General features: G+C 72.2%; 16 protein-coding genes. 9 read left to right on the top strand and 7 right to left on the bottom strand.

Annotation, left to right across the window (positions count from 1 at the left end):
* The first annotated feature begins 92 nt into the window (after window positions 1-92).
* A complete protein-coding gene (locus ABZ342_RS15650; RefSeq protein WP_360473280.1) occupies window positions 93-899 on the top strand; it encodes a lipase in 807 nt (268 codons plus the stop codon).
* Here ABZ342_RS15650 and ABZ342_RS15645 read toward each other — a convergent pair.
* The 3 genes from ABZ342_RS15645 to ABZ342_RS15635 are packed head-to-tail and all read right to left on the bottom strand — an operon-like array spanning window position 889 to window position 3,763.
* Window positions 889-1,731, bottom strand: coding sequence for an ABC transporter permease (locus ABZ342_RS15645; RefSeq protein WP_155544702.1), 843 nt, complete (start codon window positions 1,729-1,731; stop codon window positions 889-891). The genes ABZ342_RS15650 and ABZ342_RS15645 overlap by 11 nt on opposite strands.
* Complete coding sequence (locus ABZ342_RS15640; protein WP_360473277.1) at window positions 1,728-2,639, bottom strand: ABC transporter ATP-binding protein; 912 nt, start codon at window positions 2,637-2,639, stop codon at window positions 1,728-1,730. The genes ABZ342_RS15645 and ABZ342_RS15640 overlap by 4 nt, the downstream gene beginning before the upstream one ends.
* Window positions 2,636-3,763, bottom strand: coding sequence for a hypothetical protein (locus tag ABZ342_RS15635; RefSeq protein WP_360473275.1), 1,128 nt, complete (start codon window positions 3,761-3,763; stop codon window positions 2,636-2,638). The genes ABZ342_RS15640 and ABZ342_RS15635 overlap by 4 nt, the downstream gene beginning before the upstream one ends.
* A 184-nt stretch (window positions 3,764-3,947) precedes the next feature.
* Between ABZ342_RS15635 and ABZ342_RS15630 the strand changes: the two genes are divergently transcribed.
* Window positions 3,948-4,604: a rhomboid family intramembrane serine protease gene (locus ABZ342_RS15630; protein ID WP_155544699.1), complete on the top strand. Its 657-nt coding sequence runs from the start codon at window positions 3,948-3,950 to the stop codon at window positions 4,602-4,604.
* 17 nt (window positions 4,605-4,621) lie between these two features.
* On the opposite strand, the gene ABZ342_RS15625 is transcribed toward ABZ342_RS15630, so the two are convergent.
* Complete coding sequence (locus ABZ342_RS15625) at window positions 4,622-5,401, bottom strand: alpha/beta hydrolase (protein WP_360473273.1); 780 nt, start codon at window positions 5,399-5,401, stop codon at window positions 4,622-4,624.
* Window positions 5,402-5,492: 91 nt separating this feature from the next.
* Between ABZ342_RS15625 and ABZ342_RS15620 the strand changes: the two genes are divergently transcribed.
* Complete coding sequence (locus tag ABZ342_RS15620; RefSeq protein WP_360473271.1) at window positions 5,493-6,254, top strand: serine protease; 762 nt, start codon at window positions 5,493-5,495, stop codon at window positions 6,252-6,254.
* Window positions 6,255-6,317: 63 nt separating this feature from the next.
* Here the strand turns inward: ABZ342_RS15620 and ABZ342_RS15615 are convergent, their stop codons facing one another.
* Both ABZ342_RS15615 and ABZ342_RS15610 read right to left on the bottom strand, forming a co-directional pair.
* Entirely contained in the window at window positions 6,318-7,145 is an 828-nt protein-coding gene (locus ABZ342_RS15615) for a DUF11 domain-containing protein (RefSeq protein WP_155544696.1), read from the bottom strand.
* Between the two features lie 176 nt (window positions 7,146-7,321).
* The gene (locus ABZ342_RS15610; protein WP_360473269.1) at window positions 7,322-7,951 is read right to left on the bottom strand and encodes a helix-turn-helix domain-containing protein; all 630 of its coding nucleotides are present in this window, start codon (window positions 7,949-7,951) and stop codon (window positions 7,322-7,324) included.
* A gap of 91 nt (window positions 7,952-8,042) precedes the next feature.
* Here ABZ342_RS15610 and ABZ342_RS15605 point away from each other — a divergent pair, with 91 nt between their 5' ends.
* From ABZ342_RS15605 to ABZ342_RS15585, 5 genes are all read left to right on the top strand, one after another.
* A complete protein-coding gene (locus ABZ342_RS15605) occupies window positions 8,043-9,788 on the top strand; it encodes a TIGR03086 family metal-binding protein (protein WP_360473267.1) in 1,746 nt (581 codons plus the stop codon).
* A gap of 1,353 nt (window positions 9,789-11,141) precedes the next feature.
* Complete coding sequence (locus ABZ342_RS15600) at window positions 11,142-11,981, top strand: hypothetical protein (RefSeq protein ID WP_230862650.1); 840 nt, start codon at window positions 11,142-11,144, stop codon at window positions 11,979-11,981.
* Window positions 11,982-12,031: 50 nt separating this feature from the next.
* Window positions 12,032-12,649, top strand: coding sequence for a TetR/AcrR family transcriptional regulator (locus ABZ342_RS15595; RefSeq protein ID WP_360473264.1), 618 nt, complete (start codon window positions 12,032-12,034; stop codon window positions 12,647-12,649).
* A gap of 27 nt (window positions 12,650-12,676) precedes the next feature.
* Window positions 12,677-13,846 carry a Glu/Leu/Phe/Val dehydrogenase dimerization domain-containing protein gene (locus tag ABZ342_RS15590; RefSeq protein ID WP_360473262.1) on the top strand — a complete coding sequence of 390 codons (1,170 nt, stop codon included), beginning with the start codon at window positions 12,677-12,679 and terminating at the stop codon, window positions 13,844-13,846.
* A gap of 39 nt (window positions 13,847-13,885) precedes the next feature.
* Entirely contained in the window at window positions 13,886-14,914 is a 1,029-nt protein-coding gene (locus tag ABZ342_RS15585) for an LLM class flavin-dependent oxidoreductase (protein WP_360473260.1), read from the top strand.
* Here ABZ342_RS15585 and kstD read toward each other — a convergent pair.
* Window positions 14,911-16,641 (bottom strand): 3-oxosteroid 1-dehydrogenase, encoded by a 1,731-nt coding sequence (kstD, locus tag ABZ342_RS15580; protein ID WP_360473258.1) that lies wholly within the window; start codon window positions 16,639-16,641, stop codon window positions 14,911-14,913. The genes ABZ342_RS15585 and kstD overlap by 4 nt on opposite strands.
* A 205-nt stretch (window positions 16,642-16,846) precedes the next feature.
* On the opposite strand from kstD, the gene ABZ342_RS15575 reads away from it, so the two are divergent.
* Window positions 16,847-17,554 (top strand): SDR family NAD(P)-dependent oxidoreductase, encoded by a 708-nt coding sequence (locus ABZ342_RS15575; protein WP_360473256.1) that lies wholly within the window; start codon window positions 16,847-16,849, stop codon window positions 17,552-17,554.
* Window positions 17,555-17,559: the final 5 nt, after the last annotated feature.

Below are 17,559 nucleotides of genomic sequence, written 5' to 3'. Positions count from 1 at the left end.
GGCGGCCGTCACGGTCCGGTTCAGAGCCGAACGGGTGACAGGCTCTTCGCGACCGCACGTCCTCTTCAGCCCGGCCGGGTCATGATGGGTGCGTGCGGATCACGGCTTGGTGGCGCGGCATCAGCCCGCGGCGGCGGTTGCTCATGGGCGGCGTCGCCGTCGTCGTGGTGGCCGTGCTCGTCGCGGCCGTCCTCGCCACCACCGGGACCAGCGCCGCGCCGCGGGCCGGGACGCCCGACCAGGACAAGCCCGGGCCCGTCCTGCTCGTCCCCGGCTACGGCGGCGGTCAAGGCGCCCTCAACGAGCTGGCCGCCCGCATCCGGCAGGCCACCGGCCGCAGCACCGAGGTCCTCACCCTGGCCGACGACGGCACCGGTGACCTGGTCGAACAGGCCGGCGTCCTGGCCGAAGCCGTCGAGAACGCCTACGCGCGCGGAGCACCTTCGGTCGACGTCATCGGCTACTCGGCCGGCGGTGTCGTGGCCCGGCTGTGGGTCAGCCGCGACGGCGGTGACCACCAGGCGCGCCGGGTGATCACGCTCGGCGCGCCGATGCACGGCACCGGGCTCGCCGCGGCCGGCGGCGCGCTCGTCCCGGGCGGCTGCCCCACCGCGTGCGTGCAGCTGGCCCCCGGCAGCACGCTGCTGCGGGAGCTGGCGAAGGAACCCATCCCGGCGACCCTGCCGTGGCTCTCGGTGTGGACCGAACGCGACGAGACGGTCACCCCGCCCGAGTCCGCCCGCCTCGACGGCGCCGTCAACGTCGCCCTCCAGCAGATCTGCCCCGGCAACCAGGCCGGCCACGGCGACCTCCCCACCGACCCCGCCGTCACCGAGCTCGTCCTCCAAGCCCTCGGCACCAGCCCGCTCGAAGCGCCGGCGGAGTGCCTCAGCTCGTGACGTCCTTGGTCGCGAAGTTCGCCCACGCGGCCCCGAAGAACACGACGATGTAGCCCGCCTGCAGCAGCAGCCCGTGGTCGATGTTGCGCCACAGCACGGGATCCCGGAAGAAGTCGATCCACGACAGCCAGTAGTGCGTCGGCAGGTAGGGCTTGACGGATGCGGCCGCGTCCAGCGTCTCCAGCACCGAGCTGGTGATCAGCACCGCGAGCCCGCCCAGCGCGGCCCCCAGCGCCGAGTCGGTCACCGTCGACAGGAACATCGTGATCGAGGCGAACCCCAGCATCGACACCACGATGTACGAGACCGCGCCCAGCAGCCGCAGGCCCAGCCCGGACGAGCTGAGCGACTGCCCCGACAGCGACGTCACGCCGGTCGGCTGCCCGCCCGGCCCGGCGACGCCCGGCGTCCCGCCGGTGCCGAACAGGATCACCCCGAGCACGAGCGACGTCAGCACGACGATCACGATCGCCGCGGTCACGTACACCGCGAGGGCGACCATCTTGGCGCCGAGCAGCCGCGTCCGGCCGACCGGCCGCACCAGCAGGTACCGCAGGGTGCCGGTGGACGCCTCGCCCGCGATCGAGTCGCCCGCGGTGACGGCGACCGCGATCGGCAGGAACAACGGCAGGACGAGCGCGAGCGCGGCCGCCGGGAACAGCGCGCCGTCGCTCACGACCGCCGACAGGAACGCCCCGCCCTGCCCCGGTGGCGGCGCGAAGTCGGCCGTCGCCAGGAAGACCCCGACGATCGCGGGCAGCAGGCACAACAGCGCCACGCTGACCCACACCCGCGGCCGCAGGGCGAGCTTCCGCAGTTCGACGGCGATCATCCGGCGGTCCCGAAGCGGTCCGAGCCCGGACCCGTCACGTCGAGGACGACCTGTTCGAGCGTCCGCTGCTCGGCGTGGATCGACGTCACGCGCACCCCCGCTCCGACGAGCATCGCGTTCAGCGCGGCCGGGTCGCCGTGCCGGATGACCAGGCGGTCGCCGTCGCGGGACTCGAGCTGGCCGTCGAGGACCGCGACCGCCGCGGCGGGGTCCGGCGTGCCGACGAGGATCCGCCCGGTCGCCGCCCGCAGCGTCGACAAGTCGTCTTCCAGCACGAGCCGGCCGCGGTCGACGACGCCGACGCGCGTGCAGAGCTGTTCGACCTCGGCCAGCAGGTGGCTGGACAGGAACACCGTGGTGCCGCCCGCGTTCAGCTCGACGAGCAGCTCCCGGATCTCCTTGATGCCCTGCGGGTCGAGGCCGTTGGTCGGCTCGTCGAGGATCAGCAGCCGGGGCTTGCGCAGCAGCGCGCCGGCGAGCCCGAGACGTTGCCGCATGCCGAGCGAGTACGCCTTCACCGGCCGCTGGTCCACCGCGCCGAGCCCGACCTGCTCCAGCGCGTCGTCGATCCTCCGCCGCCGCGTCCGCCGCCCGCCACCGCGCCCGGCGGCGTCGAGCAGGGAGAGGTTGCGCCGCCCGGACAGGTGCGGGTACGCGGCCGGGCCCTCGACGAGCGCGCCGACCTGCGGCAGCACCTCGGCAACGCGCTTCGGGACGGGCTTGCCGAGCACCTCGATCTCCCCGCTGGTGGCGTAGACCAGGCCGAGCAGCATCCGGACGAGAGTGGTCTTGCCCGAGCCGTTCGGGCCGAGGAAGCCGTAGCGGTCGCCTTCGCGGACCAGCAGGTCGACGGCGTCGACCGCCAGGGTGGTGCCGTACCGCTTGGTCAGCGCGCTCGTCACGATCATCGGAAACCCCGGCGCAGCGTGGACAGCTCTTCCGCGACGGCCTTGAGCACGTCCGGCGTCACCGTGCCGGCCAGCAGGTAGGAGCGGCGGAAGGAGGAGGCACGGACGATCGCGAGCGACAACGGCGTGATCGACAGCTGCACCACGCTGCCGGCCGCCAGCTTGGTCAGCACCCCGCCGGCCTTCCCGGCGGCGTCGCTCGCCGCGTTCCCGACGGCCCGCGGCACGGCGATGACCGCGAACGCCGCCAGCCCGGTGCCGTAGAGCGCGGCGCCCTCCACGCCGCCGAACTTCGACGACACGACCGGGCGGCCGGCGAGCGTCGCCGGCAGCGGCACCTGGCCCAGCGCGCCGAGCGCGTTCGAGACGTCCGGGGCGCTCGCGACGGTGAGCCCCGAGCCGAGCACGGGCCGCGGGGCTTCGACGACCGGCGTCGTCTGCTCGAGCTGCTGGAACTCGGTGACCAGGATCGGTGCCTCCTGCCCGCGGGCGGTGACCTCGACGCGCACGGCCACGCCGGTCGCCGGGTCCGCCCAGACGTCGACGCGCCCGATCGTCGTGTCCGGATCGGCGGGCACGAGCCGCAGCCCGGCCGCGGCGACGCCGGCGACGTTGCGGCCCGGCAGCGCGCTCACCGGGTCGCCCTTCGCGGCCCGGAGGATCCGCCGGGCGAGCTCGGGCGGCAGCAGGTCCCCGGCCCGCGGGAGCCGGACGGCCGGCTCACCGATCAGCTCGGTCAGCGTGTTGTCGCCGTAGTCCCACGTGTACTCGCCGTCGGGCAGCCGGTAGACGTCGTGCTCACCGGCGATGCCGAGGATGTCGACGCGGTAGCGGTCGGGCCCGGCGTACCAGGCGCGCATCGGCGTCCGCATCGAGAAGAGCGCGGTGACGGGGGCGAGGTTCGGCAGCTCCGGCAGGGCGAGCGACCCGGCGCTTTCGGCATAGCCCTGGTACGGCTTTCCGGCGGAGCCCAGCACGAGATCGCGCAGCCGGGCCGGGTCGCCGCTCGCGCCGGCCGGGGCGAGCGCGGCGACGACCGAAGGCACGGACACGAGCACCGCGGCCACGGCGGCGACGACCGCCCATCGGCGCCGCTTCGCGTGCCGCACCACCGAGGGCGTCATCCGGCATCACCTCTTCGTCCTTTGTACGCCATGGTCCCGGCGACCTGAACGACTCAGGAAGACGCGACGGCCCCCACGGCTCCCGGAATGATCGGCCACCCGGCCAGGTCACGGCTCGGTCCGGAACGCCGCGTCCGCGCCCGTCGTCCGGATATCCTCGGCGCACATCGAGCAGGGGGAGACCATGAGCACGACCAGCGAGGGCCCGGCCCGCAGCGAAGCCGAGATGATGATCGCCGAGGCCAAGAAGGCCCTCTGGGTGATGGTCGGCCTGCTGGCCGTGATGTGGGTGATCCAGCTCGTCAACGCCCCGACCGACTACGACCTGAGCCGGGAGTTCGGCATCGTGACGCGCGACCCGGCGTCGCTGCCGGAGATCTTCACCGCGCCGTTCCTGCACTACGGCTGGGACCACATCGAAGCCAACTCGGGCCCGCTGTTCGTGTTCGGGTTCCTCGCCGCCTACCGCGGCGTGAAGAAGTGGCTCGGCGTGAGCGTGCTGATCATCGTCGCCAGTGGTCTCGGCATCTGGTTCATCTCGCCGACGTCGGCGGTCACCGTCGGCGCCAGCGGCCTGGTCTTCGGCTACTTCGGCTACATCATCGTGCGCGGCCTGTTCGACCGGCACCCGATCGACATCGTGATCGGGCTGGTGATGGCCCTGTGCTTCGCCTACCAGTTCGTGTCGCTGCTACCGACCGAAGAGGGCGTCAGCTGGCAGGGCCACATGTTCGGGTTCGTCGGCGGCATCGTCGGCGGCTGGCTGTTCCGCGACAAGCGTCCCAAGGCGGTCGCCGCCCCCGACGCGACGACGACCCTGCTGCCCAAGAACCTCACCTAGCCAGCCGACCCCCGGTCTCACGCCTCGCCGAAGTCGAAAACCGCCCGGACGAACTGATCCGGGTCGAAGTCCATCGCCTGGTGAGCCTGGCCCCGCAGCGGCACGACGTCGGCGCCGGGCACGCGCGCCGCCACGGCGTCGGCGGCGAGCCGCAGGTACTCCGGGCTCTCCGTGCCGGCGAACAGCCGGACCGGGATCGCGATCTCGCCCAGGCTCGCGCCGAACTCGGCCTGCTCGACGACCTCCAGCTCCCGGAGGATCGTGTGCGCGGCGGCCACCCGGGCCGGCCAGACCGGCGTGCGGCGCATCGCCTCGACGTCCGCCGGGCTCAGCCGGAGCGCCTCCCGCAGGAAGATCACGAGCACCTCTTCGGGCGTTCCGGCCGCTCGCATGCGTTCGCGCGCGTCCGGCCCGATCACGTGCTCGCCCGGTTTCGGCCGGGGCGGCTCGTAGGCCGCGAGCCGCGTGACGGCGTCGGTCCGCCCGACGGCTTCCAGCGCGCACAAGGCACCGTAGGAGTGCGCGAGGAGGTAGACGCCGCCCCCGGCGGCCTCGGCGACGGCGGCGATGTCGTCGCCCTCGCGCCGGATGTCGTACGCGCCCGCTTCGTCGCGGCTCAGCCCTCGCCCGCGGCGGTCGACGAGGTGGAGGCGGAAACGCTCGGCGAGCCGCTCGCGGACCGCCGACCAGCGCGTGTGGTCCGCGCCGGTGCCGTGGACGAGGACCATGGGCGGGCCCGCACCCAGCGTCTCGAACCCGATGACCGTGCCGTCGGGCGACCTGACCGAACTCGACATGGCCCCAGGCTAACGACGTCGCGACCGCTGTGAAGTCGCTGTGCATCCGCCTCGTTGCGCTGCCGACACGGCCGCGGTGTGGTGATCTGGGGTGGTGGCGATCAACTTCCTGAGGCCCGCGTTCACGGGCGCGGCGGCGGTGCTGGTGCTGCTCGGCGCCGGCCTGGTCGCCGGCACGGGCACGACCGCCGACGACGCCTACGCCGCGGGCGCCCCGGTCACTTCTCCGTCCACTCAGGCCTCCGCTGCTTCCCCGGCTCCGGCGAAAACCCTTTCCCCGGTCGGCGCGTTGTTCGCGAACGGGAGTCATTTCTGCACGGCGAGCGTCGTGCATTCCGAGGCCGGCGATCTGGTGCTGACGGCCGCGCACTGCGTCAAGGACGGAATGTCGTTCGCCCCGGCTTATCACGACGGCGTCGCCCCGCTGGGAATGTGGACGGTCACGGGAGTCGCCGTCGCGGACGGCTGGACGTCGTCGGCTGACCCGGATCTGGATTTCGCGTTCCTGACCGTTCAGCAACCCGGCAACCCGGCTTCACTGGAAAGCCTCACCGGCGCGAATGTGCTCGGAACCGACCGCGGATTCGACCACATGATCACCCTGACGGGCTACCCCGACACCACCGATTCCCCCGTGGTGTGCACCGGCGCCACCACGCGGTCCGACACCTACCAGCTGCGCGTCGCGTGCCCCGGGTTCCCGGACGGCACCAGCGGCGGCCCGTGGGTGACCGACGGCGCGGTCATCGGGGTCATCGGCGGCTACGAGCTCGGCGGCGACACCCCGGACGTCTCCTACAGCGCGTACTTCGACGACGACATCGCGAAGCTGTACGCCTCGGCCACGGGCTGAAAACGCGAACCGGGCCCGCGTCCCTGGCGGAGGACACGAGCCCGGTTCACCTCTCGCGAGCCCTCAGCAGGTCACGATGAGCCCGGTGAGCGCCGAGCACGTCTTCGACGCGCTGTCGTTGGCGCTGGTGGGATCGGTCGGCGAACTGGCCGTGCGCACCGCCGTCGTGGTGTACGAGCCGAGCGCCAGCAGGCCGCCGTTGACCGAGAACTTCGCCGTCGCCGAAGCACCGGACGCCAGCGAAGCGACGTCACAGTTCAGCGCCCGGGTGGTGCCGACGCGGGTGCAGCCGGTGGCGCTGGCGAACGACAGGCCCGACGCATACGTTGCCACGACGCGGATCCCGGTCGCGGCGGACGGGCCGTTGTTCGTCACGGTCAGCGTGTAGTCGATGCGCGCGCTGAGGCCGCCGTGGCCGGTCGCGGCGAGCGCGACCTTGACGTCGGCGTTGGTCGCCGGGTTGGCGACCGTCATGACCGGGCCGTCGTAGGTGTCGAAGGAGTAGTTGTCGCCGACGAACTGGTGCTGCAGCGTGAACTGGCCCGGCGTCGCGGTGTCCTTGACGCGCAAGGTCCACACCGTGGTCTTCGTGCCGCCCGCCTCGAGGTCGCCGAACGCGGCGCGGTAGCTGCCGCCGGCCTGGAAGCAGCCGACCGCCGTCGTGTTGGTGCAGGACACGACGTCGACGACGTCGACGATCGGGGTCGGGGTGCCGTAAATGGCGCCCTTCGCGAAAGTCACCGTGAAATCGCGGTCGTTGTGAATGGTTTGCGTGAGCGTGAAGGTCTGTCCCGGCACCACGGTGGTGGTGCTGACTTCGACAGCACTCGTGGGCGTTTCCGCCTGCGCGGCGGGCGCCATCGCGACGAACGCCGTGGCCAGTGCGGCCACCGAGGACAGGATCGTGATCCGTCGCCAGGTTCTTTGCATAGTCGTGGTCTCGCTGTTCCGGTCCGGGGAATGCCGCTCTGACTGATGCTGCGTGGTATTCGTGGACATCCGACGCTGTTCAGTCGTCGCAATCCCGACATTCGTTACCGCCATCCGGACGCGCCGCGTAGGGTCCGTCAGGACGGACGCCAGCGGCCGTTCATCTCACCCGGGCGCGGCGGCGGACCCGGCAGGGCACGGTCTTTTCCCGCTTCGAGGCCCTCGACGAGCATCGCCAGGTACCGGCGGCGCAGCTCGGTGGTGCGTTCCGCGTCGTCGACGCGGATCGCCGCGCAGCACTCCAGGATCATGCCGATGTCTTCGGTGACGGCGTCTTTGCGGAGCCGCCCGGTCGCCCGCGCCCGCGCGAAGAGGGCCGCTGACAGCTCGTTCGCCCGGTGCGCGTCGGCGCCCATCTCTTCGGTCGGGGTGAACGTGCCCGCGAGGTGGACGGTCAGCGAGTGGACGTCGGCGTCGACCACCCGGCCGAGGAAGCCGGTGAGCGCCGTCCAGCCGTCCGGCTCCTCGTCGGCGGCCTCGGCCTCGGCGATGTAGGTGCGGAGGCCCTCGTGGCAGAGCCGGGAGAGCAGGACCTCCTTGCTGGCGTAGCGCCGGTAGAGGGCGCTGATGCCGACGCCGGCGCGTTCGGCGACCTGCGAGATCGGCGCCTTCGGGTCGGCGAGGAAGACGTGGCGGGCGGCGTCGAGGATGACGACGTTGTTGCGAGCGGCCTGGCCGGCGCGGCCGGGCAGTGCGGTCTCGGGCATGGATCGAGATTACCACTGGAACGGATCATTCCGCTCTGGTACAGTTCGGAACGAAGCATTCCGTTCCAGCGTTCGAGTCCAGGAGCCAGCCATGACGGTCCCCGCCCTTCGCCCCTTCCGCGCCGAGATCCCGCAGTCCGCCCTGGACGACCTGGCGGTTCGTCTCCAGCGGGCGCTGTGGCCGGACGACCTGCCCGCCGAGTACGGCGTCACGAACGAGCGCGTCCGGGCGCTGGCCGAGCACTGGCTGGCGAGCTTCGACTGGCGGGCGTTCGAAGCGCGGCTCAACGCGTACCCGCAGTTCGTCACGGAGATCGACGGCGAGACGATCCACTTCCTGCACGTCCGGTCGTCCCGCGCGGACGCGACGCCGCTGGTGCTGACGCACGGCTGGCCGGGCTCGATCGTCGAGTACCTCGACGTCATCGGCCCGCTGACCGAGCCGGAGTCGGCGGACGCGCCCGCGTTCCACCTGGTGATCCCGTCGCTGCCGGGCTTCGGGTTCTCGGGCCCGACGCGGTCGGCGGGCTGGGGCACGCACCGCACGGCGGCGGCGTGGGCGGAGCTGATGAGCCGGCTGGGCTACGAGTCGTACGGCGCGGCGGGCAACGACGCGGGGTCGATGATCTCGCCGGAGATCGGCAGGCTCGCGCCGGAGAAGGTCGTCGGCGTGCACGTCACGCAGCTGTTCTCGTTCCCGTCCGGCGATCCGGCGGAGATGGCGGACCTGAGCGAAGCCGACCAGGCCGCGCTCGCGCACCTGCAGTGGTTCTACGAGAACATGTTCTCCTTCAACACGCTGCACAGCCAGCAGCCGCACACCCTCGCGTTCGCGCTGGCCGACTCCCCGCTGGCGCTGCTGGCGTGGAACGCGCAGCTGTTCGGCGAGCACCTCGACGCGGACTTCGTCATCGCGAACGTGGCGCTGTACTGGCTGACCGGCACGGGCGGCTCGTCGATCCGCTTCTACTACGAGGACGCGCACACGACGGCCCACCCGGAGGGCCCGACGACGGTGCCGACGGGCCTGGCGATGTTCGCGGGCGACTTCCAGTCGATCCGCCGCTTCGCCGAGCGCGACCACGCGAACATCGTCAGCTGGAACGCGTACGACACCCGCTCGGGCCGCGGCGGCCCCCGCGACGCGGCCGGCCACTACTCGGCGCACGAGGCCCCGGAGGTCCTTGTGGCGGACATCCGAGCGTTCTTCGCGGGTCTGTCTTCGCCGGTCTCATCGCCGGTTTCGCCGCCGCTTTCGACGTCGCTTTCGTCGTCGTGGCCGCTGCTGGCTTCGGCGCACCAGGCATTGCGTTCGGCGACGGCGGGCGTAACGGACTGGTCCCTCCCGACGCCGTGCGCGGAGTGGAACGTGACGCAGGTCCTCCAGCACGCGGGCGGCGACCAGCAGGGTTACGCGGCCTCGATCACGGGAGAGCCGGGCCCGGACTTCAACCCGTTCGCGCCGTCGGGCGAGCTGGCGGACGCGCCGGAGTTCCTGGAGCCCAAGCTGGCCGCGGCGGCAGCGGCGTTCGCGACGGTGTCCCCGCACGCGGAAGCGGTGCCGACTCCCCTCCCGCAGGGCGCCCTCCCGGCGGCGGTGGCGATGGGAGCGGCAGCCCTGGACGCGGCGGTGCACGCGTGGGACATCGCGATCGCGACGGGCCAGGAGTCCCCGCTGACCACGGAGATGGCGGAAGCGCTGCTGCCGGTGGCGAAGCAACTGGCGGAGCCGTTGCGAGGATTCGCCTACGCCCCGGCCCTGACCCCCCACCCCGACGACGACGCGGCAGCGGAGCTGCTGCGCTACCTGGGCCGCGATCCGAAGTGGACGGCTTGAGGGCCGTACCGAAGGCCGGGCCGAGGAACCGCAAGGGCGGCCCCTCGGCCCGGCCATTCCCCCGGCGGCGCCACCCGCGCCGCCCAGGACCTCTTGCCACCACAGCGAAGTCGCCTCATACCCGCGCCCCGCCCGGCCCTCCGCTCACCGAGCCGCTCCCACCACCCAGTTTCTCGGCACGGCCGCCGGTGGCTCCCCCCTTTCTCCAACGAGTCCCTCAACACAGCCACCAGCGGCTCGCCGATCTCACGGCAAGCGACCAACCCGGCCCGTCAAGCTTCTCGGGCGCCGAACGGTCTGTTCGTGCACCGCGTCGCAGTAGCCGGTCCGACCGGCCCCGCACCGCCTCGATGTCGGCGGGCCGGTTCTCTACAACAGCCCAGTTCCACCCGGAAACTCCCCGCTCCCCCGCCCGACTTCCGGCTCCCCCGCGCCGGGCACCGGACTCCCAGCTCCGCTCCCAGCCCCGCTCCCGGCGCTCACCTCCCGGCTCCCGGCTCCCGGCTCCCGGCCGCCGGCTCCCAGCGCCCCGCCCGGCACCCAATTCCCAGCTCCCGCGCCCGGCTTCCGGCGCTCATCTCACGGATCCCGCCCCAGCGCCCCGCACCCCGCGCCCGGCACCCAGCCCCCGCGCACGGCCCCCAGCACCCACCTCCCGGCTCCCCGCTCCCGGCTCCCGCGCCCAACTTCCGGCTCCCCAGCGCCCCCGCCCGCGCCTGGCACCCAACTCCCGCGCACGGCGGCTCCCAGCACTCGCCTCCCGGCTCCCGGCTCCCAGCGCCCGGCTTCCAGCGCCTGCGCCCCGCGCCCCGCGCGGCAACTCCTGGCTCCTGCGCCCGGCTCCCAGCGCTCACGTCCTAGCTTCCGGCTTCCGGCTTCCGGCCCGGCAACCAACTCCCAGCTCCCAGCGCCCCGCCCGGCAACCAACTCCTAGCTCCCGCACCCAGCTCCCAGCGCTCACCTCCCGGCTCCCGCACCCAACTTCGGGCTCCCCAGCGCCCCGCGCCCGCGCCTGGCACACAACTCCCGCGCCCGGCTCCCAGCGCCCCGCCCGGCAACCAACTCCTGGCTCCCGCACCCAGCGCCCAGCTCCCCGCCAACTCCACTCCACCGCGCAACCGGCGACCCGACCCCGAATCCGACCGGCCGATCCAACAAACCCCCACCACCACAGCAGTCCCCCATCACCACTTCCCGAGCCCCCCAACCACAAGCAGCCCACCAACCCCACGACATCCCCCAGCAAAGCCGCCGCCCGCCCCACCGACCACACCGGACTCCCCAACCCCGGCGCCCCGAACCAGCCCGAAAATCCGTTGCCGCCCAACGAATCCCGAACCTACCCTGACCCCCATGACGAACCGACCGTTCCGGTGGGACCTGGTGCGTCCCGACCAGGTCGGGACGCTGCTCGACGACACCGCGCAGCCGCACCTCTGGTTCCTGGGCGACCTCACCACCTGCACCGCCAAGGTCCTCGCCCGCTGCGGCGACGGCGAACTCCACTTCGTCGGCCGCTCCTTGGACAGCATGCACGACCTCCTCGGCGGTGCCCTCGAACAGACGTCGTGGCGGGATCGCGTGCGGCAGCTGCCGCTCTCCCTCAAGCCACGGAACGGTTTCGGGCGCCGGGATGTCCAGCTGCTGCGCGAGAACCTCGCCGCCGCCGGGATCACCCCCTACGCGCTCGCCCGCGGGACGCGGCCGACCGTCTTCGTCGACCTCGTCTACGAAGGCGACACCTTCACCGAGCTGTACGTCCAGCTCCGCGATTGGATCGACGAAGACCGCGAAGCCTGGCACGTCATCCGGCGCAAGCTGCGGTTCCTCGGCGTCACCCTCCGCCAGCCGATCCGGCCGGATGCCTGGCGCTGGCAGGAGGACGTCGCCTGGACGCGCGAGCTGCCCGCCGCGGCGGTGCGCAACGTGTCGCTCGCTCGGGATGTCTGGTTCTACTTCGGCAACGACCAGCCGAAGCTGACCCCGTCCTTCCCTCGGCAGCGGTGGACCGACGAGACCGTCCGGACTCCCGACCACGGCAAGGCGACGCGCCGCGCACTGGCCGAAGCCTTCGCGCTCGTCGACGCCGGTCGCTCCGCGGAGGTGCGGGACAGGCTCGTCCGGACGATCTCGGCCGAGCCCGCGATCGCCGGGCCGTGGCTGCGGGCGCTCGTCACCGAGCTTCGCTGCTGACCCGACGTTCGGGTCCTGTCCCCGCGAGCGCCGCTGGGTACGGTGGCCGCATGGCGCGCAAGGCGGTGGCAGTCCGGCGGGAAGAGATCGTGCTCGCCGCGCTCGACCAGGTCCGGGCCCGCGGCATCGCCGGCGTGCGCGCCGCCGATGTCGCGAAGGCTCTGGACATCAGCACCGCCTTGATCTTCTACCACTTCGGCACCCTCGAAGCCCTCATCATCGAAGCCTTCCGCCAGGCCGCCGAGCGCAACCTCGCCGTCCTGCGCGACGAGCTGGCCCGTCCCGGCACGGCAAGCGAACGGCTTCGCGCCGTCCTCGTCCTCTACGGCCCGACCAAGCCCGTCGCCGGCTGGCACCTGTGGATCGAAGCCGGTGCCGCCGCGATGCGCGACGCCGAGCTGCGGGAGGTCGTCCAGCGGCTCGACCTGCGGTGGCGCGACGCCGTCGTCTCGCTCATCACCGAGGGCGTCGCCGCCGGCGAGTTCCGTTGCCCCGACCCGCACGGCGCGGCGTGGCGGCTCACCGCGCTGCTCGACGGGCTCGCCGTGCAGGTCGTCGCGCGCGAGGGCACGGTCACCGCCGCCGACTGCGCCCGGTGGGTCGAGCAGGCGACGGCGCACGAGCTCGGCACGGCGGTTGACGGAACCGGGGAATGCGGCTGGTATTGACCGGCCGTCCAGGAGCGAGGGAGGACGATGACCGAGCCGGCGTTGCTCGAAGTGGCGTGGACCGACCCGATCACCGGGTGCCGGGGCTACCTGGTGATCGACAGGCTGGTTCGCGGCGTGGCCAGCGGCGGCTTGCGGATGCGCCGCGGGTGCACGCTCTTCGAGGTCCGGGGCCTGGCGAGAGGCATGACGCTCAAGGAGGGCCTCAACTACGACCCCGACGGCCGGTACATCCCGCTGGGCGGCGCCAAGGGCGGCATCGACTTCGACCCGTACGACGAGCGCGCCCGCGACGTGGTCGCCCGCTACCTGCACGCGATGCGCCCGCTGATCGAGCGCTACTGGACCATGGGCGAGGACCTCGGCCTGCGCCAGGACGTCATCGACGGCGTCATCGCGGAGATCGGCCTGCTCAGCTCGGTCCAGGCGGTGTACCCCCTGCTCGAAGACCGCGACGCGGCCACCGAACGGCTCGCGGACGCCTTCCGCATCGAGGTCGGCGGCCTGGGGCTCGACGAGCTGGTCGGCGGCCTCGGCGTCGCCCAAGCGACGCTCACCGGCCTCGAGATGCTCGGCCTCACCGGCCCGAACCGGGTGGTCGTCCAGGGGTTCGGCTCGATGGGCGGCGCGACCGCGCGGTTCCTCGCCGAAGCCGGCCTCCAGGTGGTCGGCGTCTCGGACGTGCGCGGGGTCGTCGTCAACCCGGACGGCCTCGACGTCGAGAACCTGCTGCGCCACCGCGACCGCTTCGGCGGCATCGACCGCGACAACCTCAAACCGGGCGACGAGCTCCTCCCGCCCGAAGCGTGGCTCGACGTCCCGGCGGAGGTCCTCGTGCCGGCCGCGATCTCGTACTGCGTCGACAGCGACAACCAGGCCAAGATCGGCGCGAAGCTCATCGTCGAGGCCGCGAACATGCCGGTGACGTCCGACGCCGAGGAGCTGCTCGCCGCCCGCGGCATCCGGGTGCTACCCGACTTCGTGGCCAACTCGGCGACGAACTCCTGGTGGTGGTGGACCCTCTTCGGCGACGTCGGCGCGGACGCCGACGAGGCGTTCGGCAAGGTGCGGACCCGGATGTGCGACCTGGTGACGGCCATGTTCGAGCGCGCCACCCTCGACGGGCTCAGCCTCCGCGCCGCCGCCCTGCAGCTGTCGGAGAAGAACCTCGACGCCATCCAGGCCCGCTTCGGCTGAGGCGGGAACGAATCCACCCTCCAGATAGTTGAACGCTCTATGAAACTCGGCATCTACAGCTTCGGCGACCGCACACCGGACCCGGGCACCGGCGACCAGCCGTCCGTCGCGCAGACGCTGGCCAACACCCTCGAGCGCATCAAGCTCGCCGACGAGCTGGGCCTCGGCTTCTACGGCCTCGGCGAGCACCACCTCGACCAGTACGCCATCTCCAACCCGGGCACCGTCCTGGCCGCGGCGGCGAGCGTCACCAGCCGGATCACCCTGAGCTCCGCGGTCACGGTCCTGAGCACCGAAGACCCGGTCCGCCTCTACCAGCAGTTCACGACCCTCGACCAGCTCAGCCACGGCCGGGCCGAGCTGCTCGCCGGCCGCGGGTCGTTCACGGAGTCGTTCCCGCTCTTCGGCAACGACCTCGGCGATTACGACGAGCTCTTCGAAGAGAAGCTCGCCCTCCTCCTCCACATCGACCGCGAAGACCCGCTGACCTGGTCCGGCAAGTTCCGCCCGTCCCTCGAGAACGCGCGGATCCTCCCCCGCCCCTACGGCGACCACCTGCGCATCTCGGTCGGCACCGGCGGCAACCCCGAGTCGTCGATCCGGGCCGGGCTGCTCGGCCTGCCGGTCGTGTACGCCGTGATCGGCGGGCGCCCCGAACGCTTCGCCCCGCTCGTCGACCTCTACCGGCGGGCCGCCGAGGCGGGCGAGCACGCGGAAAAGGACCTCCACGTCACCATGAGCGCCATCGGCTTCGTCGCCGAGAACTCGCAGGACGCCAAGGAGACCTTCTACCCGTACTGGCTCGAGACGATGAAGTACGGCGCGAAAGCCCGCGGCTGGGCCGTTCCGACCCGCGCCGAGTACGACCAGTACACCCACGACGCGCAGGCGCTGTTCGTCGGCAGCCCGCAGGAGATCGCCGACCGGCTGATCACCGTCGGGAAGCTCACCGGCGCCGACCGCTACGCGCTGCAGATGGACTGGTCCGGCGTCCCGCACAAGAAGGTCATGCGCGCCATCGAACTGCTCGGCACCGAAGTCCTTCCGCTGGTCGAGAAGGAGTTCTAGACGTCGTTCCCGGCGATGAACCCGAACGTCATCGCCGGGCCGATGGTCGAGCCGGCGCCCGCGTAGCTGTGGCCCATCACCGCCGCGCTGGCGTTGCCGGCGGCGTACAGGCCCGGGATCACCGAGCCGTCCGGGCGGAGCACGCGCGCCCGGGCGTCCGTGCGCATGCCGCCCTTCGTGCCGAGGTCGCCGGGGACGATCTTGAACGCGTAGAACGGCGGCGCCCACAGCGGCGCGAGGCACGAGTTGGGCAGCACCAGCGGATCCGTGTAGTAGTGGTCGTACGCGCTGGCGCCGCGCCGGAAGTCACCGTCCACCCCGGACCACGCGAAGCCGTTGAATCGGTCCACAGTGGACTTCAACGCGGCCGGCGGGACGCCGATGGCCGAGCCGAGCGCCTGGATGCTCGACGCCTTGAAGACCGCGCCCGCCGTGTACCAGGAGTCCGGCAGCGGCAGCAGCGGCAGGGTGTCGCGGAACAGGTACTTGTTCCGGTAGTTCTGGTCGACGACGAGCCACGCGGGGATGTCCGGCGCGGCCGGGTTCTTGTCGTACATCGTGTGCACGACGTCGCTGTAGGGTGCGGCTTCGTTGACGAACCGCTTGCCGGCCTGGTTCACGATCAGCCCGCCCGGCAGCGTCCGCTCGGCCAGGCAGAAGTACGGGTCGCCGGGGATCGGGATGGCCGGGCCCCACCACGCGTCGTCCATCAGGTCGAGTGCGGCGCCGGCGCGTTGCCCGGCGCGGTGGCCGTCGCCGGTGTTCTCCTTGGCGCCGACCGTCCACTCGGTACCGATCGGCTGCCGCTGGTACTGCGCGCGCATCGCGGCGTTGTGCTCGAACCCGCCGGAGCCGACGATCACACCGCGTCGCGCGCGCACCAGCCCGCCGGGCGTGAGAACCCCCGTCACCGCGCCGTTTTCGACGTTCAGGTCGAGCAACGGCGTGTTCAGCAGCACCGGCACGTTCGCCTGCTGCAGCCCCACCCGCAGGCCCGCGGCGAGTGACTGCCCCATCGTCAACGGCTTCTGCCCGGCGAGCGCGGCGGCCGTGCCGCGGGCGAGGCAGGTGGCGGCGACCGCCGCGCCCTTCGCGTTGACCGCGGCCAGGTTCAGCCACTTGTAGTCGGCGCTGAAGACGACCAGCCCGGGCGGCGTCGCGAGGTACGCCGGGTTCAGGTTCGCCAATTCCGCACCGAGCAGGTTGCCGTCGAACTGGTCCGGCTCGATCGAGCGGCCGTTCGGCAGCCCGCCGGGCAGCTCCGGGTAGTAATCGCTGTAGCCCTCCATCCACCGGAACCGCAGCGGGCTGTTGGCCATGACGAACGCGATCATCTGCGGGCCGTTGGTCAGGAACGCCTGCTGCCGCGCGGCCGGGACGTCCGGCCCGACGACGGCCGCGAGGTACTGCGCCGCCTTCGCCGGGGTGTCCGGCACGCCGGCGGCGAGCAGCACCGGGTTGTTCGGGATCCAGATCCCCGCGCCGGACCGGGCTGCGGACCCACCGAACGTCGGCGCCTTCTCGAGCACGACGACGCTCAGCCCCCGCTTGGCCGCCGTCAGCGCCGCGGTCATCCCGGCCGCGCCGGAGCCGACCACGACGACGTCGTACTCCCCCACCAGCGATGCCGCGCCGGCCGGCCCGGCGAAGAGCCCGGATGTCGCGGCGAGGCCCACGCCCGCCGCGGTGCCGCGCAGGATCTGGCGGCGGGTCAGGTCGGCATCCATGGCGCACTCCTCGCTCGCGGAACGGCGAAGGTCATGGTGTCGGTCCACTCGGGAAACTGGAACATGTTCTACACGCTTGGAGCAGCCGGGTAGGCCAGTGGCCGCAACCCATGACGACATTCGCCGCACGCCGCGAGAAAGTTGACGACCTCCTCATCTTATGGATAACTTGAGGGCAGTCTCAATTTCTCTCAAGGAGGACCCTTTGCCGAAAGTCATCGCCGTCCTGGGTGTCGGCCCTGGTCTCGGTCTGTCGATCGCCCGGCGCTTCGACCGTGAAGGCTTCACGACGGCGCTGGTCTCGCGCACCGAGACCCGGCACGCGAGCTACCGCGAGTCCCTGAGCGGCACCACGCACACCTACGCGGCCGACGTGACCGACCCCGCCCAAGTGGAAGCGGTTCTAGCGCGCATCACCGCCGAGGCCGGCGAGCTCGACACGGTGTACTTCGGCCCGGCGGACATCGCCGGCCCGCGCCCCGTCCCCCTCCCTTCGGCCGGCGCGGACGCCGTGCGCGCGGCGTTCGACGCGATCGTTTCGCCCGCGGCCCGGCTCGTCGAAGCGGTGCTGCCGGGCATGCTGGAGCGCGGCTCGGGTTCGCTGCTCTTCGCCGGCGGCCTGAGCGGCAAGTACCCGATGCCGATGCTCGGCAGCCTGGCGCCGGCCTCGGCGGCGTTGCGCATGTACGTCCTGACCCTCAACGCGGCCCTGCGCGAAACCGGCGTCTACGCGGGAGCGCTGACGATCGGCGGGCTCATCGAGCGCGGCGACATCCACCGGGAGCTGACCAAGCAGGACCACGGTTTCGCGATGGGCACCCTCGACCCGGACGACATCGCCGAAAAGGCGTGGTCGCTGTACGTCGAGCGTGACGTCGCGGAAGCGGAGTTCACCGCGATGGCGGCCGTCTAGCCTGG

Origin of the sequence: Amycolatopsis sp. NPDC005961 (genome assembly GCF_040629235.1) — a bacterium.
Taxonomy (GTDB): domain Bacteria; phylum Actinomycetota; class Actinomycetes; order Mycobacteriales; family Pseudonocardiaceae; genus Amycolatopsis; species Amycolatopsis camponoti.
This window is presented reverse-complemented; position numbering and strand designations above follow the sequence as displayed.

Coding starts and splice junctions, on each gene's coding strand:
- ABZ342_RS15645 (WP_155544702.1), bottom strand. CDS start 1,731: ATGATCGCCGTCGAACTGCGGAAGCTCGCCCTGCGGCCGCGGGTGTGG.
- ABZ342_RS15640 (WP_360473277.1), bottom strand. CDS start 2,639: ATGATCGTGACGAGCGCGCTGACCAAGCGGTACGGCACCACCCTGGCG.
- ABZ342_RS15635 (WP_360473275.1), bottom strand. CDS start 3,763: ATGACGCCCTCGGTGGTGCGGCACGCGAAGCGGCGCCGATGGGCGGTC.
- ABZ342_RS15630 (WP_155544699.1), top strand. CDS start 3,948: ATGAGCACGACCAGCGAGGGCCCGGCCCGCAGCGAAGCCGAGATGATG.
- ABZ342_RS15625 (WP_360473273.1), bottom strand. CDS start 5,401: ATGTCGAGTTCGGTCAGGTCGCCCGACGGCACGGTCATCGGGTTCGAG.
- ABZ342_RS15610 (WP_360473269.1), bottom strand. CDS start 7,951: ATGCCCGAGACCGCACTGCCCGGCCGCGCCGGCCAGGCCGCTCGCAAC.
- ABZ342_RS15605 (WP_360473267.1), top strand. CDS start 8,043: ATGACGGTCCCCGCCCTTCGCCCCTTCCGCGCCGAGATCCCGCAGTCC.
- ABZ342_RS15600 (WP_230862650.1), top strand. CDS start 11,142: ATGACGAACCGACCGTTCCGGTGGGACCTGGTGCGTCCCGACCAGGTC.
- ABZ342_RS15595 (WP_360473264.1), top strand. CDS start 12,032: ATGGCGCGCAAGGCGGTGGCAGTCCGGCGGGAAGAGATCGTGCTCGCC.
- ABZ342_RS15590 (WP_360473262.1), top strand. CDS start 12,677: ATGACCGAGCCGGCGTTGCTCGAAGTGGCGTGGACCGACCCGATCACC.
- ABZ342_RS15585 (WP_360473260.1), top strand. CDS start 13,886: ATGAAACTCGGCATCTACAGCTTCGGCGACCGCACACCGGACCCGGGC.
- kstD (WP_360473258.1), bottom strand. CDS start 16,641: ATGGATGCCGACCTGACCCGCCGCCAGATCCTGCGCGGCACCGCGGCG.